Source organism: Sphaerisporangium sp. NPDC049002 (assembly GCF_040649355.1).
GTDB lineage: Bacteria > Actinomycetota > Actinomycetes > Streptosporangiales > Streptosporangiaceae > Sphaerisporangium.
This window is the reverse complement of sequence record NZ_JBEZFH010000213.1, coordinates 1-13,065: the sequence shown is the minus strand read 5'-3', so window position 1 is coordinate 13,065 and position 13,065 is coordinate 1. Positions and strand designations below refer to the sequence as shown.

The 13,065-nt window shown below is 69.7% G+C and carries 15 protein-coding genes and 1 pseudogene; 5 read left to right on the top strand and 11 right to left on the bottom strand.

The features are described 5' to 3' along the window. From AB0B89_RS30045 to AB0B89_RS30015, 7 genes are all read right to left on the bottom strand, one after another. A partial coding sequence (locus AB0B89_RS30045) for a DEAD/DEAH box helicase (RefSeq protein WP_358559533.1) occupies window positions 1-2,789 on the bottom strand: 2,789 nt, incomplete at its 3' end. A 164-nt stretch (window positions 2,790-2,953) separates the two neighbouring features. Then, entirely contained in the window at window positions 2,954-3,841 is an 888-nt protein-coding gene (locus AB0B89_RS30040) for a YegS/Rv2252/BmrU family lipid kinase (RefSeq protein WP_358559531.1), read from the bottom strand. 53 nt (window positions 3,842-3,894) lie between these two features. Beyond that, window positions 3,895-4,755: a twin-arginine translocase subunit TatC gene (gene tatC, locus AB0B89_RS30035; RefSeq protein WP_358559529.1), complete on the bottom strand. Its 861-nt coding sequence runs from the start codon at window positions 4,753-4,755 to the stop codon at window positions 3,895-3,897. A gap of 56 nt (window positions 4,756-4,811) precedes the next feature. Further along, window positions 4,812-5,135 carry a Sec-independent protein translocase subunit TatA gene (gene tatA, locus AB0B89_RS30030; protein ID WP_358559527.1) on the bottom strand — a complete coding sequence of 108 codons (324 nt, stop codon included), beginning with the start codon at window positions 5,133-5,135 and terminating at the stop codon, window positions 4,812-4,814. Window positions 5,136-5,166: 31 nt separating this feature from the next. Continuing rightward, window positions 5,167-5,391, bottom strand: a complete 225-nt coding sequence (locus tag AB0B89_RS30025; RefSeq protein WP_358559525.1) for a hypothetical protein — start codon at window positions 5,389-5,391, stop codon at window positions 5,167-5,169. A 61-nt stretch (window positions 5,392-5,452) separates the two neighbouring features. Continuing rightward, a complete protein-coding gene (locus AB0B89_RS30020; RefSeq protein WP_358559523.1) occupies window positions 5,453-6,409 on the bottom strand; it encodes a WYL domain-containing protein in 957 nt (318 codons plus the stop codon). Next, complete coding sequence (locus tag AB0B89_RS30015) at window positions 6,406-7,350, bottom strand: WYL domain-containing protein (protein WP_358559522.1); 945 nt, start codon at window positions 7,348-7,350, stop codon at window positions 6,406-6,408. The genes AB0B89_RS30020 and AB0B89_RS30015 overlap by 4 nt, the downstream gene beginning before the upstream one ends. Before the next feature lie 37 nt (window positions 7,351-7,387). Between AB0B89_RS30015 and AB0B89_RS30010 the strand changes: the two genes are divergently transcribed. From AB0B89_RS30010 to AB0B89_RS30000, 3 genes are all read left to right on the top strand, one after another. Next, window positions 7,388-8,458, top strand: a complete 1,071-nt coding sequence (locus AB0B89_RS30010; RefSeq protein ID WP_358559520.1) for a DUF3866 family protein — start codon at window positions 7,388-7,390, stop codon at window positions 8,456-8,458. Window positions 8,459-8,555: 97 nt separating this feature from the next. Beyond that, window positions 8,556-8,849, top strand: coding sequence for a type II toxin-antitoxin system Phd/YefM family antitoxin (locus AB0B89_RS30005; RefSeq protein ID WP_358559518.1), 294 nt, complete (start codon window positions 8,556-8,558; stop codon window positions 8,847-8,849). After that, window positions 8,846-9,136, top strand: a complete 291-nt coding sequence (locus AB0B89_RS30000) for a type II toxin-antitoxin system RelE/ParE family toxin (RefSeq protein ID WP_358559516.1) — start codon at window positions 8,846-8,848, stop codon at window positions 9,134-9,136. Before AB0B89_RS30005 ends, AB0B89_RS30000 begins: the two co-directional genes overlap by 4 nt. Here AB0B89_RS30000 and AB0B89_RS29995 read toward each other — a convergent pair. The 3 genes from AB0B89_RS29995 to AB0B89_RS29985 all read right to left on the bottom strand — a co-directional run bounded on the left by AB0B89_RS29995 (window position 9,121) and on the right by AB0B89_RS29985 (window position 10,807). Further along, window positions 9,121-9,639, bottom strand: a complete 519-nt coding sequence (locus AB0B89_RS29995) for a DUF2247 family protein (RefSeq protein ID WP_358559514.1) — start codon at window positions 9,637-9,639, stop codon at window positions 9,121-9,123. The two genes, AB0B89_RS30000 and AB0B89_RS29995, sit on opposite strands and share 16 nt — an antisense overlap. Before the next feature lie 65 nt (window positions 9,640-9,704). After that, the gene (locus tag AB0B89_RS29990; RefSeq protein WP_358559512.1) at window positions 9,705-9,932 is read right to left on the bottom strand and encodes a DUF397 domain-containing protein; all 228 of its coding nucleotides are present in this window, start codon (window positions 9,930-9,932) and stop codon (window positions 9,705-9,707) included. Window positions 9,933-9,952: 20 nt separating this feature from the next. Then, a complete protein-coding gene (locus AB0B89_RS29985; RefSeq protein ID WP_358559510.1) occupies window positions 9,953-10,807 on the bottom strand; it encodes a helix-turn-helix transcriptional regulator in 855 nt (284 codons plus the stop codon). Window positions 10,808-11,026: 219 nt separating this feature from the next. Between AB0B89_RS29985 and AB0B89_RS29980 the strand changes: the two genes are divergently transcribed. Together AB0B89_RS29980 and AB0B89_RS29975 are read left to right on the top strand one after the other, a co-directional pair. Beyond that, window positions 11,027-11,326, top strand: a complete 300-nt coding sequence (locus AB0B89_RS29980; protein WP_358559508.1) for a hypothetical protein — start codon at window positions 11,027-11,029, stop codon at window positions 11,324-11,326. Further along, a pseudogene (locus AB0B89_RS29975) lies at window positions 11,244-11,588 on the top strand (helix-turn-helix transcriptional regulator); the annotation flags it as partial. The gene AB0B89_RS29980 and the pseudogene AB0B89_RS29975, both read left to right, overlap by 83 nt. A 214-nt stretch (window positions 11,589-11,802) precedes the next feature. Here the strand turns inward: AB0B89_RS29975 and AB0B89_RS29970 are convergent. Continuing rightward, a complete protein-coding gene (locus AB0B89_RS29970) occupies window positions 11,803-12,750 on the bottom strand; it encodes an FKBP-type peptidyl-prolyl cis-trans isomerase (RefSeq protein WP_358559506.1) in 948 nt (315 codons plus the stop codon). Between the last annotated feature and the right edge of the window lie 315 nt (window positions 12,751-13,065).

The following is a 13,065-nucleotide window of genomic DNA, read 5'->3' as shown; positions in this document are numbered from 1 at the left end:
GTAGCCGAGGAACACCAGGGCCGTGCCGCAGGGCACCGCGAGCGCGGCAGCCCTTGCCATCGCACGGTCCCCGGTTGCGCGGCACACCAGACCGGGGCGTTCTGCTTGACCTTGCTGCCCGGGGGGGCCGCCTTGCCCACCTGGTCGAGCAGGTCGAGCAGCTGCTTGACCCAGCGCACGAAGTCGCCCGCGGCGAGGTCGCCGTCGGTGAGCACGGCGTCGAGGCTGTGGCCCTTGGCCCAGCGGAAGGCGGCCCAGGCGAACCCGAAGTCGGGCTCCCTGATGAACGACAGCCCGTGGTCGCGCTCGATGTCCTCCAGTTCGGCGAAGATGCGGACCGCCGAGGCCAGCGCCTCCTTGGCGCCGCCCGCCGGGATCTTCGGCTGCCGCGCGTCGTCGGCCTGCCGGGACTCGAACACCAGGGACGACACGCAGGCGGCCAGCTCGGCCGGATCGAGGTCCTCCCAGATGCCGGCGCGCAGGCACTCGGCGGTGAGCAGGTCGAGCTCGGTGTAGAGCTGGGCGAGCCGGCGGCCCTCGGGAGTGACGGTCTCCCCCTCCAGGTAGCCGAGCTGGTCGAGGACGCCGCAGACCCGGTCGAAGGTGCGCGCGATCACGTGGGACCTGCTCTCGACCCGCCGCCGCAGTCCCTCGGTCTCACGGAGCAGCTTGTAGTAGCGCTCGGCCCAGCGTGCGTGGTCCTCGCGCTGGTCGCAGCCGTGGCAGGGGTGGGCGCGCAGCCGGCGGCGCAGCTCGGCGATCTCCCACTCGGGGGTGCCCGGAGTGGCGTCCCTGGCCAGCATGCTGTCGGCGTCGTGGTCCCGGACCCGGACCGGACGGCCGAGGTCCCGGTCACCGATCTTGGCGTGCAGGGTGGCGACGAGGTTGGCACGGTCCTTGGGGGCCCGGGGGTTGAACCCCTTCGGGATGCGCAGGCGCTCGACCGGCTCGACCGGCACGGGGAAGTCGGCCGCCGACAGCCGCTTGACCTGCTTGCCGATCGTCAGCACCAGCGGCGAGGGGCCCTCGGTGCGCATGGTGAGGCCGGGGTCGAGGATGACCGCGAGCCCCGCGCGCCTGCCGCCGGGGACGCGGATCACGTCACCGGGCTTCAGGGCCTCCAGGGAGCGCACGGCCTGCGCACGGCGGGCCGTACCGCGCTGGCGTGAGAGGTCGGCCTCCTTGTCGGACAGGTCCCTGCGCATCCGGGCGTACTCCTGGAAGTCGCCGAGGTGGCAGGTCATCGCCTCGGAGTATCCGTCGAGCGCCTCCTCGGCCCGCCGTACCTGCTTGGCGATGCCGACGACCGCCCGGTCGGCCTGGAACTGGGCGAACGAGGCCTCCAGCAGCGTGCGGGCGCGCTCCCTGCCCACCTGGCCGACCAGGTTGACGGCCATGTTGTACGAGGGCCGGAAGCTGGAGCGGAGCGGGTAGGTGCGGGTGCTCGCCAGGCCGGCCACCGCGACCGGGTCCATGCCGGGCTGCCAGGCGACCACGGCGTGGCCCTCAACGTCGATGCCACGCCGCCCGGCACGCCCGGTGAGCTGGGTGTACTCCCCCGGGGTCAGGTCGGCGTGGGTCTCGCCGTTCCACTTGTCGAGCTTCTCGATGACGACGGACCTCGCGGGCATGTTGATGCCCAGCGCCAGGGTCTCGGTGGCGAACACCGCCTTGACCAGGCCCCGGGTGAACAGCTCCTCGACGACTTCCTTGAAGGCCGGGAGCATGCCGGCGTGGTGGGCGGCCAGGCCCCGCTCCAGGCAGTCGCGCCATTCGAGGTAGCCGAGCACCGAGAGGTCCTCGTCGGGCAGGTGCGAGGTGCGCTCGTCGACGATCTGGCGGATCTCGTGGCGTTCGCTGTCGGTGGTCAGCCGGATGCCGGCGTGCAGGCACTGCAGGACGGCCGCGTCGCAGCCGGCCCGCGAGAAGATGAAGGTGATCGCCGGCAGCAGGCCCTCGGAGTCCAGCTTCTCGATGGCGTCGGAGCGGCTGACGGAGTTGGCCGAGCGGCGCGGCCTTGAGTAGCCGCGCCTGCCGCGCGCCTGGGCCAGGCGCTGCTCGTCACGGGAGATGCGCATGAGGCCGGGGTTGATGCGTGGCCGGTTGTCCTCGTCGACGAACAGGTCGTACAGCTTGTCGCCGACCAGCATGTGCTGCCAGAGGGGGACCGGCCTGTGCTCGTCGACGATCACCGTGGTGTCGCCGCGCACCTCGCCGAGCCACTCGCCGAACTCCTCGGCGTTGCTGACGGTCGCCGACAGGGCGACGACCCGCACGGACTCGGGCAGGTGGATGATGACCTCCTCCCAGACGGCGCCGCGGAAGCGGTCGGCGAGGTAGTGCACCTCGTCCATGACCACGTGGCTCAGCCCGGTGAGCGTCGAGGACCCGGCGTAGAGCATGTTGCGCAGCACCTCGGTGGTCATGACCACGATCGGCGCGTCGCCGTTGACGCTGTTGTCGCCGGTGAGCAGCCCGACGTTCTTGGCCCCGTAGCGGCGGACGAGGTCGTTGTACTTCTGATTGGACAGCGCCTTGATCGGCGTGGTGTAGAAGCACTTGCTGCCCTGCTCAAGGGCGAGGTGGACGGCGAACTCGCCCACGACGGTCTTGCCTGAACCGGTGGGGGCCGCTACCAGCACGCCGTCCCCCGCCTCCAGCGCGCGGCAGGCGTCGAGCTGGAACTCGTCCAGCTCGAAGTCGTACAGGCCGCGGAAGGAGGTGAGCGCCGGCCCGCTGTCTGCATGCTGTTCACGGAAGGCGGCATAGCGTTCCGCAGGCGTCGTCATGCACTTCAGCCTACCGATAGCCGAATTCCGGTCCTGTCGGCTGCACCGCCCTTTCTGTGCTCCGGGCCACATCCGCGGTCGGGGTCCGCCGGCGAAACCTTGATCACTCGTCCGCGGCGCATCGTGCGGCCTCCGCCCCGGCGCGGACCCCGTCAGGTGGTGGCTCAGGTGGCCTGTGGGGCGAGGACGCGCAGGGCGCCGGGCCGCACGGTGCAGGTCAGCGGCAGGGGGCCTACGCGCTCGCCGTCGGCGTAGGCCACGATGCCGGGCGCGTCCACCGTGACCGTACGGGCCCGGCGCAGGGTCACGGCCGGATGGTCGAGATGCGTACCCCGGTAGACGCGGGGGAAGGTCCGCAGGAAGGCCGCCTTGGGGAGCCTGCCGACAATCAGCACGTCGAGCAGTCCGTCGTCCGGCACGGCGTCCGGGCAGACCCGCATGCCCGCGCCGTAGGAACGGGTGTTTCCCACGGCCACCATCATGGCCTCCTGCTCGACGACCTCGCCGTCGAGGGTGATCGTGAAGGGGATGGGGACGAAGGAGCGCAACTCCTGCGCCATCGCGAGGAGGTACTTCGCCATTCCCGGCGGGCGCGTCAACTGGTTGGCCCGCTCGTTGACCTTGGAGTCGAAGCCGCAGGCCACCACGCCCGCGAACCACTCGTCCTCGCCGACGCGGGCGGCGTCCACCACCCGGGTCTCGCCCGCCGCCACGATGCCCGCGGCGGCGAGCGGATCACGCTTGGGGATGCCGAGGGCGTCGGCGATGTCGTTCCCCGTCCCGGCCGGGATGATCCCGAGCGGGACGTCGGTGCCGGCGACCGCCTGGACCGCCAGGTGCACCAGCCCGTCGCCGCCGAAGGCGACCAGGGCCTCGGGCCCCTCGGCGACGGCCGTGCACGCCCGTTCGAGGGCGTCCTGGGCGGAGGTGCCCACGATCACCGACACCGGACGGTCACCGGCCCGCAGGCGGCGCACGACGGGGTCGAGCAGTCGGAGGGTACGGCCGCCACGGGCCGCAGGATTCACGAGGACTACTAGCTCACCAGCCACAGCCGGAACCTATCCGGACCGACCCCGGTAATCCAGGGGTAAAGCGCTGGAAACTACTCAGGAGTACGGGCGGCGGGGCCGTCCAGCTCCTCCTCGATCTCCCTCTGGTGCTGCGCTTCCAGCTCGTCCTTCTTGCGGTCGTGGAAGTACATGATGAGCTCGGCGATCAGGAACATGCCGACCATCGGCAGCGCCAGCGCCAGCATGGTGATGGGATCCTGGCTCGGCGTGGCCACGGCCGCGAACACGAACATCAGGAAGATGACCATGCGCTGGTGCTTGCTCACCAGCCGGAACGGCAGCACGCCGATCAGGTTGAGGAAGACCAGCAGCAGCGGCACCTCGAACGACAGGCCGAAGATCACGAGCATCGCCATCATGAACCCGACGTACTGGTCCATGCTGATGAGCGGGATCACGTTGCCCGGGGCGAAGCCCAGCAGCAGCGCGAGGCCCTTGTCCATCGTGAAGTAGGCCAGCGCCGCGCCGGCGGCGAAGAGCGGGACCGAGAGCGCGAGGAACGACAGCGAGTAACGCCGCTCGTTGCGGTAGAGGCCCGGCGTGACGAACGCCCAGATCTGGTAGAGCCAGATCGGCGCGGAGACCACCGCGCCGAACATGAGGGCGACCTGGAGGTTCACCATGAAGCCCTCGAACACCCCCTGCACGACCAGGGTGCACTGACCGGCCTTGAGCTTGTGGGCGTCGGGCAACCGGCAGTAGGGCCCCGTCATGAAGACCCACAGCCGGTCGAAGAACACGAATCCGACCACGGTGCCGACGGTCAGGCCGAGGATCGCCTTGATCAGGCGGTTGCGCAGCTCACGGAGGTGATCCATGAGCGACATGCGCCCGTCCAGATCGGTTGCGACCGAGTCGTCGCCGGCCGGGCTTGACCGTTTCAGCAGTGCCATCGGGCGTCCTGATCTAGTCCTGGTCTAAGGGGGGCGGTCAGGTCAGCGGGCTCGCGTCACAAAGAGCCCTGGTCCTTCGGAGCGGCGGCCTGGGAAGCGCGCAGCCTGGCGTTCTCCTCCTCAAGGACGCGCAGGCGGTCTTCGACCGAGGGCGTCACGGGCGGGAGGGACTGCTGCGGGGCAGCGGCCGGCTGAGGAGTGGCGGTCGTGGCCTGGGCGGCCCTGACCTCGTCCTCTTCGTGGAGTTTGGTGGTCTCCTTCTTGAAGAGCCGCAGCGACTGGCCCAGCGCCTTCGCGGTGTCCGGAAGCTTCTTGGCACCGAAGAGCAGGACAAGGACCAGGAGAATGAGGATCCATTCCATGGGACCAAGTGATGGCATGACACATCCTTACGCCGAGCGACGTGCAATCTCAAGCTCGATCGTACGCTGCCACCACCACTTCATTCACCCCTCCCGCCGACCCAGATGCGCCGATCGCGGCGCTGAGCCGTCCCTGGACGGGTGCGAGACGGGTGGTGGCCCGCTCGATTTCACGTGCCAGCCCCCGCATGGCCACCAGCACGCGGGTCGCCAGCACCGCCAGCGGCACCAGCCCGGCGACGCCCACGCCCACCGCGACGTAGATCCAGATCATGACCTGGAACTCTAGCGAAGGCAGGCGGTGACGACCTACCCGGAGGGGTTCCTCGCAAGGATCAGGAGACCGACTCGTAACGGGCGAGCGCCGCCGAGGCCTCCTCGCGCACCCGGTCGATCAGGGACGCCGGGGAGACCACCCGCCCGCCGTCGCCCAGGCGCAGCGCCAGCCGTACGAGCCAGCCCTGGTCGCGGGCGCGGAGCGTCACGCGCAGGCGGCCCTCCCCCAGCTCGGTGACCTCCTCGCACGGGTAGTACTCGGCGACCCAGCGACCGGAGGGGGTCAGCTCCAGCTCCACCAGCTCGTCGGTGGGCGAGGGCCGGAACACCCCGTCGGTGACGTCGATCGGCTCGGCCCCGGCGGGCGGGTCCGCTGCCACGTCGAGCATCTCGACGCCGACCATGCGGTCGAGCCGGAACAGCCGCATGCCGTCGGCGCGGTAGCACCAGCCCTCCAGGTAGGACCGGCCGTCGGCCATCACCAGCCGCGTGGGGTCGACCTCGCGCGGGGTGATCTCGTCGCGCCCCGGCACGTAGTAACGCAGGGACAGGCGGCGCCCGGCGCGCAGCGCGGCCCTGACCGTGGCCATGGCGTCGGGGGCGGCGTCCAGCTCGAAGGCCACCTGGCTGCTGACCGCCGCGGCGCCCTCTCCCGCCGCGCCCTCCAGCTTGGCGATCACCCGGGCCAGCACGTCGCCCTGCTCGAACTCGGGCAGCTCGGCGAGCATGCGCAGCGCGACCAGCAGCGCGCTCGCCTCGTCGATGCCGAGGCGCAGCGGGCGGGCGATGGTCTCGGCGTTGTCGATGAGGATCTCGCCGCCGTCCCAGGAGACGTCGATGAGGTCGCCGGGGGTGTGGCCGGGCAGGCCGCACATCCACACCAGTTGCAGGTCGTCGACGAGCTGCTTCTCGGTGAGCCCGAACAACCTGGCCACCTCGGGCACCTGCGCCCCGGGGTGGGACATCAGGTAGGGCACCAGCGCCAGGAGCCGGGGCAACCGGTCGGCCGTGCTCACGCCAGGGCTCCCTTCAGCCGGCGGATGATCGCCTCGCGGACGTCCGGCGGGTCCAGGACCTCGGCGTCGGCCGCGAACGCGACGATCGACCCGGCGAGCCACTCGGGGTCGGCGAAGTCGAGCGTGACGACGTCCCAGCCGTCATCGCCCGGCCGCACCTCGCCGACCTGGCGGAGCCACTGGCAGGTGCCCTCGCGGACGCGGATGGTCGCGGTCCGCTCGGGAAGCAGGCTGTCGCGGGTGCCGACCATCGAGCGGATGTCGACCCCCTCGGGGACGGTCACCGCCCCCGGACGCCCGGCGGGAACGACGGGCCCGCTGATCCGGCTGAGGCGGAAGACCCGGGGCGCGTCGCGCTCGCGGTCGTGGCCGACGACGTACCAGCGGCCACGGCGGCTGACCACGCCCCAGGGCTCGACCGTGCGGGTGAGCAGCACCTCGCTTCCGGCGGCGCGGTAGTCGAACCGGACGACCCTGCGGTCGCGCACCGCCTCCCACAGGCCGGGGAAGGCGGGGTCGCGGGTGTCCACCCGGAGCTCCAGCGGCCCGGCGGCGGACTCGTCGGTCTGCACCCCGGCCGCGCGCAGCTTGAGCAGCGCGCCGCTCGCCGCCTCGGCGAGGTTGGCCCGCTGCCACACCAGCGCGGCCAGGCCGAGCACGGCGGCCTCGTCGGCCTCCAGCGTGATCTCAGGCAGCTCGTATGCCTGGCGCATGATGCGGTAGCCGGGCTCGTCGTCCCAGGGGTCCTTGTGCACCTGGACGGGGATGCCGATCTCCCGGAGCTCGGTCTTGTCGCGCTCGAACATGCGCTGGAAGGCCTCGTCGTTGCCGGCGTCGTAGCCGGGCACGGCGTGGCGGATCTGCTCCGCGCTGAGCGGGCGCCGGGTGGCGAGCAGGCAGATGACGAGATTCAGCAGCCGCTCGGTCTTCCGCCGAGACATCGGGCCTCCCTTCTCACGGTGACGCTACCCTTGCCGCGTGATCAGATGGCGCAAGGGCGAGGTGCTTTCGGTCCGGCGCGAGTGGCCGGGCGCGATGGAACTGGACGTGACCCTCCCCGAGGGGCGGTGCCGGGCTCTGGCCTACCCCCCGCTGGTGGGCCGTCCCGAACCCGGCGACACGGTGCTGCTGAACACGACCGCGCTCGCCATGGGCCTCGGTACGGGAGGCTATGCCATGGTAGTGGCCGTACCGGACCGTTTGCCGGAAGATCCCGAAGGACCGGGACACCTGGTCAAGGCACGATACACGCCCCTGCAGGCCACCGTGCTGGGCGCCGACGAGCAGGACTCGCCCTTCCACGAGACGCTGCGCGACGCCGACTCCGTCGACGGCATGCCGGTGATCGTCGCCGACCTTCACTCGGCCCTTCCCGCGATCCTGTGCGGCCTGTACGGCTCGCGCCCCTCCGCGGCGCCGAGGGTCGCCTACGTCATGCTCGACGGGGGGGCGCTGCCGGGCTGGTTCTCCATGTCCGCGGCGCGGCTGCGCGAGATCGGCTGGCTGTGCGGGGTCGTCACGACCGGGCAGTCGTTCGGTGGCGACGTCGAGGCGGTGACCGTCCACACGGGGCTGCTGGCGGCCAGGCACGTGCTTTCCGCCGACGTCGCGATCGTGACCCAGGGGCCGGGCAACCTGGGCACCGGCACCCGATGGGGGTTCTCGGGGGTGTCGGCGGGTGAGGCGGTGAACGCGGCGGCGGTGCTGGGCGGTCGGCCGGTGGGGGCGCTGCGGGTCAGCGAGGGAGATCTGCGCGAGCGCCACATCGGGGTCTCCCACCACTCGCTGACCGCCTACGGGCGGGTGGCGCTCTCGCCCGCCCAGGTGGTGGTGCCGGAGCTGCCCGGCGCCTTCGGCGAGCGGGTCACGGAGCAGGCCGCCGCGCTGGGCGAACGCCACGAGCTGGTCAGCGTGCCGGTGGACGGGCTGGAGGACCTGCTGAAGGCCAGCCCGGTGAAGCTGTCCACGATGGGCCGGGGCCTGTCAGAGGACCTGGCCTGCTTCCTCGCCTCGGCCGCCGCGGGCCGCCACGCCGCCTCCCTGCTGTGACGACCGTCCCCGGCCCCGGCTTCGCCCTCCTGAGCGGCTGAAGTCCCGAGGAACGGCCGAGAGCCCACGACGGGCGGACGTGACTATAATTCAGGTCATGACGACGATTCCATTGGCTGATGCCAAAGCGCGGCTGTCCGCGGTGCTGGATGAGGTCCGCGACACCCACGAACGTATCGTGATCACGCGTAACGGCCGTCCAGAGGCGGTCATCATGTCGGTGTCCGACCTGGAGGCACTGGAAGAGACCCTGGATCTGCTGTCGACTCCGGGAGCGTACGAGGAGATTCGCGCGGCCGAGACCGAGATCTCCCGTGGTGAGGCGATCGGCGCCGATGAGTTGCGCCGCCTGATGGCCGAACGGGCGCGCATCGAGCAGGCGGACGCGTGAGCGACGAAGCGTACGCTTTGTCGCTGGCGCCGTCGGCGCGCCGGGCGCTCGTCGAAGGTCCCCCACGCGGACTGCCACTGGCGGTCGCGACCGCGGTTACAGAATTTTTGACGGGCCCGCTTCTGGACAGCCCCCAGCGAGTCGGAAAGCCCCTCACGCGGGAACTGAGCAAGTACCACTCCGCCAGACGCGGCGCCTACAGGGTCGTCTACCGCATCGACGAGACCACGCGGGTCGTCCACGTCGTACGCGTCGACCATCGCGCCGACGTCTACCGCACCCGCTGAGCGTCCCCGCGGGTCCTGTACCAATCCGCCCGCTCCGACAGGTGGGACTCCAGCCGCCGTAGCATGGCCGGCTCGCCGAACTCCTCACCCGGAGGCGGGGGGATGTGGTAGATGAACGGCTCCATCTCCTCCGGGTAACCGAGATCGGACCACATCATCTCGATGACGTCCCAGAAGCCGGAGATCGTGGCCCGGCGCTCGTTGAGCCGCGCCAGCGCCAGATACCGCCAGACCTTGCCGAGCTCCGGATCGGCACAGTCCACGTCGTCGCGCGCGGAGACGGCCGCCCTCACCTTCTCCTCGACCTCGCTCGGCAGGAGATACGGCATCTCCTCCTCGGTCGGCAGATCGGGCAGGTCGCCGAACCCGTCCCTGGCGAGTTCGGCGAGCGCCGTCGACGAAAGCCAGCCCTTTCTGTATCCGCACACCAGTTCCTCGGTGGTCAGGGCGACTCGCGACGAGATGAAACCGGCCGGGATCGTGAATCTCACGAGATCGTTCATGGTTCTATGCTCTCCCGTCCGAACACCTGGCGGGCTCCATGCCGACCTCGGGCGCCCCGCCCAGGTCAGCCCGTGAAGAAGTCGAATTCGCCGGCTTTGACGCCGGCGACGAAGGCTTCCCATTCGCCGCGAGTGTAGAGGATCACCTCGCGGTCCGGGCGCCGACTGTGGCGTACGGCCACCCGCCCGGTGCCGTCAGCCAGCGGCCCGGCCTCGACACATTCGCCACCTCCATTGGCGCTCCACGTACTGATACGCCAGGCGGCACCAGAAATCTCCTCGGGGATGGCCACTCTGTATGCCTCCATCTGGGTCAGGCTGCCTTTTCTACCGCGCTCCTGATAATCGCCACCGAATCGTCGGGCGAGAGTACGGACTCGCGAAGGCGATCGTACGCTTGAGCAAAGTGTTCCACCTCGTCCCCTTCGACGTATAGCACACCCGCTCGCGTCTCGATATAAGCGACATCAGGGTATGGACCAGACATGTCAAAGATTGTGAAGGGTCCTTCTGGGCTGGCACTGGCGCCTGCCCCGAAGGGCAGCACGCGGATGTCGATGTTCGGCCGCGCCGCCACATCGATGAGATGCAGAAGTTGACCGCGCAGCACGTCCACACCACCGACCTCCCGATGCAACACCGCCTCATCGAGAGTCACCGATAGACGCAGAGGCGTATCCCCGCCCAGCACCTGCTGCCGATTCAACCGGAAATCGGCCCAGAGCTGGATCCGCTCTCGCGGCTTACTCGGGTCTGCCGCACGGATCACCGCTTCGGCGTACTCACGGGTCTGGAGGAGTCCTGGAACCACCATCGCGTCATACGAGTGCAGTTCTCGGGCGCGGGACTCAAGCCAAGCGTGATCGATGATGCGGCCTGTGAACGCGTCGGCGTAGGCATCCCACCAGTTCTTCTGCCAGATGTCGCGGCTGAGGCGTTCCATTCCGTCGCGGAGGTTGACGTCGCTCACGCCGTAGAGATTGAGCAGGGTCAGTACGTCGGGGACACGCATGGGCGTGATCCCCTGCTCCATGCGGCTGAGCGACGACTGGTCGCGCTGGATGTAGTCTCCGGCGTCTTTCAGGGTGAGCTTCGCCGCTTCGCGTAGTTCGCGCAGTTGCTTGCCGAGCCACTGGGCGCGAAGTGTCGGCCCTTTTCTGGCACCCATGACCTCTCCAACCTAATGCTTCAATCGGACGTAGCATACAAATTCAACTAATTACAATTTCCGTCGAAGCCAATCTTGCACAGCTCCCGAATTGATGCCACGCTATCTGTAACACTCGCATCACACAGCGCAGTCAAAGAAGAAGAGGCCGAGGCCGGGACGGGTTGGCGTGCGATGGCTGTGCCCGTCCCGGCCAGGGCCGGAGAAAGGGGTGACCCGATGGATCAGCGACCCGATTCCAGCCTGCGGACTGTCTACCACGACGCGGGCGAGGAAGGTGCGGACGTCCCTCGGTTGAGGGTGGAGGAACGGGCGCGGTTGTTCGCGCTGCTGCGTTACACCGACGAGGAGTACGGAGACGAGGGCGGCGTGGAGCTGTACGGGGTGCGACTGCCCGGCGGCACGGCAGCGACGATCACCGCCAAGGGCAGACCTCATGGGTGCTGGTCGAGCCCTGACCGGGTGGCGGACCGGCTCGGCCTGCACCTGGCCTGGCTCGACCCCGAGCCGGGCCGCTAGACGCCAACGCCTCCCAGCCGGGCCAGCGCCCCGGCTGTGCCGGTCAATGGCTAGCCGAGCAGGGGGAGAAGTGAGTAAGCCAGACAACGAAGCCCTCGCCGAGATCTTCGACTCGCCCGGCGAGATGGCAGAGATCGAGCGGCGCGCATCGCGCCGCATCGCGGGGCTTCGTCTTGGAGAGATCCGTAAGCGTCTGGGCCTCACGCAGCAGGTGGTGGCCAAGCGGATGGGGGTCGGTCAGAAGCGCGTCTCGGCCATCGAGAACGGCGTGTCGGCGGTGGTGGCAGGTGTCCACGCTGGCGGCCTACGCCGAGGCTCTCGGCGGTCAGTTGGACGTGGCCATCAATATCGCCGACCAGCACTGGGAGATCGCCTAGCCCGCGGGGCCCGCGCCGGGAAAGCCGGACGGCCGTACCCCCGTGCCCGGGAAGGGCGGGAGGACGGCCGCGGCGAGCGAAGCGGGAGGCGCGGAGGGGTCAGTAGGCGCCGAGGACGTCGACCACGAAGACCAGGGTGTCGGTGCCCTTGATCTTGTCGCCTGAGCCCGCCTTGCCGTACCCGAGGTCCGGCGGGATCGACACCAGCACCCGGCTGCCCACCGGGACGCCCACCAGGCTCTGGTCCCAGCCCTTGATGACCTTGCCGACGCCGATCGGGAACATCACCGGCTCGCCACGGCTCCAGCTGCTGTCGAACTCGCTGTCGGAGCCCCAGATCTTGCCGGTGTAGTGCACGAGGATGGTCTGACCGGTCTTGACCACGGGGCCCGAGCCCTTGATCACGGTCTTGGCGACGAGGCCCTTGGGCGCGGACTCGCTGGTCTTGGTGGTCAGCTTGGGAGCCTGGTCTCCGCCGGGGTTCTCCAGCGTGACGCCCTTGACCGCCGGGTCGGTGGCGGTGCCCTGGGCGGCCTTGGCCGTGGGCACGCCCATCACGTCGACGACGTAGACGCTGGCGATCGAGGTGTCGGCGCCCTGTGACTTGGCCTGCTCGACCTGGTCGGCGGTCAGGCTGTCCTTGGCGACGACGGCGACGAACCGGCCGCCGGGCTTGCTGTCCTGGAAGGCCTTGTGCACCACGGAGGGGAGCTTGGAGTCGACCTTGATGAGCTGAGGGGCGCCGTCGTCGTAGGTGGAGCCCGAGGCCGCGTTGCTCTTGCCGTCCCAGCTGTAGGCGGTGAGGTTGGCGACGACCGCGTCGCCGTCCTTGACCACGTTGCCCTGGCCCTCGGAGATCGTCTGCGCCGACGAGGTCGCGGGCGGCTTGCCCGCGGGGAAGGTGACCTGCGGTTTCTTCCCGAACTCTCCCGCCACCTTCACCCCGGTGGGCGAGGCCCCGGTCTTGGCGGTGACGTCGCCGTTGTTACCGCCGCAGGCGGCGGCGAACAGCAACGGCAAGGCGGCGAGAACGGCCAGTCGGCGCATGGGTATCCCTTGGAAAGACGTCACGTTCGCGTAACACTACCCGACCCTCATGACCGCGCGAGTCGGTGCGACTCGATCTTGCCGAAGTGTGACCTTACCTTCGGATTCGCTTCGGGGAACGTGCCCCGGAACGGCGGTGCGACCACAGGAAACCCCTATGCGGACGCCGAGCCCGCCGAAGATCCCATATGTCCCGGCGCGAAACTTTCACCAGGCGAAGACCCCCCGGGAGGCTCGTCGTGACGAGGAGAAGACCGAGGAGAAGGCCGCGGAGCCGGTCGCGCAGGTCGTCGAGGTGCCGAAGCCCAAGCGGCG

Excerpts from the sequence above, each read along its gene's own strand:
- tatC (WP_358559529.1), bottom strand. The coding sequence starts at position 4,755 with ATGGCACTGCTGAAACGGTCAAGCCCGGCCGGCGACGACTCGGTCGCA.
- tatA (WP_358559527.1), bottom strand. The coding sequence starts at position 5,135 with ATGCCATCACTTGGTCCCATGGAATGGATCCTCATTCTCCTGGTCCTT.
- AB0B89_RS30025 (WP_358559525.1), bottom strand. The coding sequence starts at position 5,391 with ATGATCTGGATCTACGTCGCGGTGGGCGTGGGCGTCGCCGGGCTGGTG.
- AB0B89_RS30015 (WP_358559522.1), bottom strand. The coding sequence starts at position 7,350 with ATGTCTCGGCGGAAGACCGAGCGGCTGCTGAATCTCGTCATCTGCCTG.
- AB0B89_RS30005 (WP_358559518.1), top strand. The coding sequence starts at position 8,556 with ATGACGACGATTCCATTGGCTGATGCCAAAGCGCGGCTGTCCGCGGTG.
- AB0B89_RS29995 (WP_358559514.1), bottom strand. The coding sequence starts at position 9,639 with ATGAACGATCTCGTGAGATTCACGATCCCGGCCGGTTTCATCTCGTCG.
- AB0B89_RS29985 (WP_358559510.1), bottom strand. The coding sequence starts at position 10,807 with ATGGGTGCCAGAAAAGGGCCGACACTTCGCGCCCAGTGGCTCGGCAAG.
- AB0B89_RS29980 (WP_358559508.1), top strand. The coding sequence starts at position 11,027 with ATGGATCAGCGACCCGATTCCAGCCTGCGGACTGTCTACCACGACGCG.
- AB0B89_RS29970 (WP_358559506.1), bottom strand. The coding sequence starts at position 12,750 with ATGCGCCGACTGGCCGTTCTCGCCGCCTTGCCGTTGCTGTTCGCCGCC.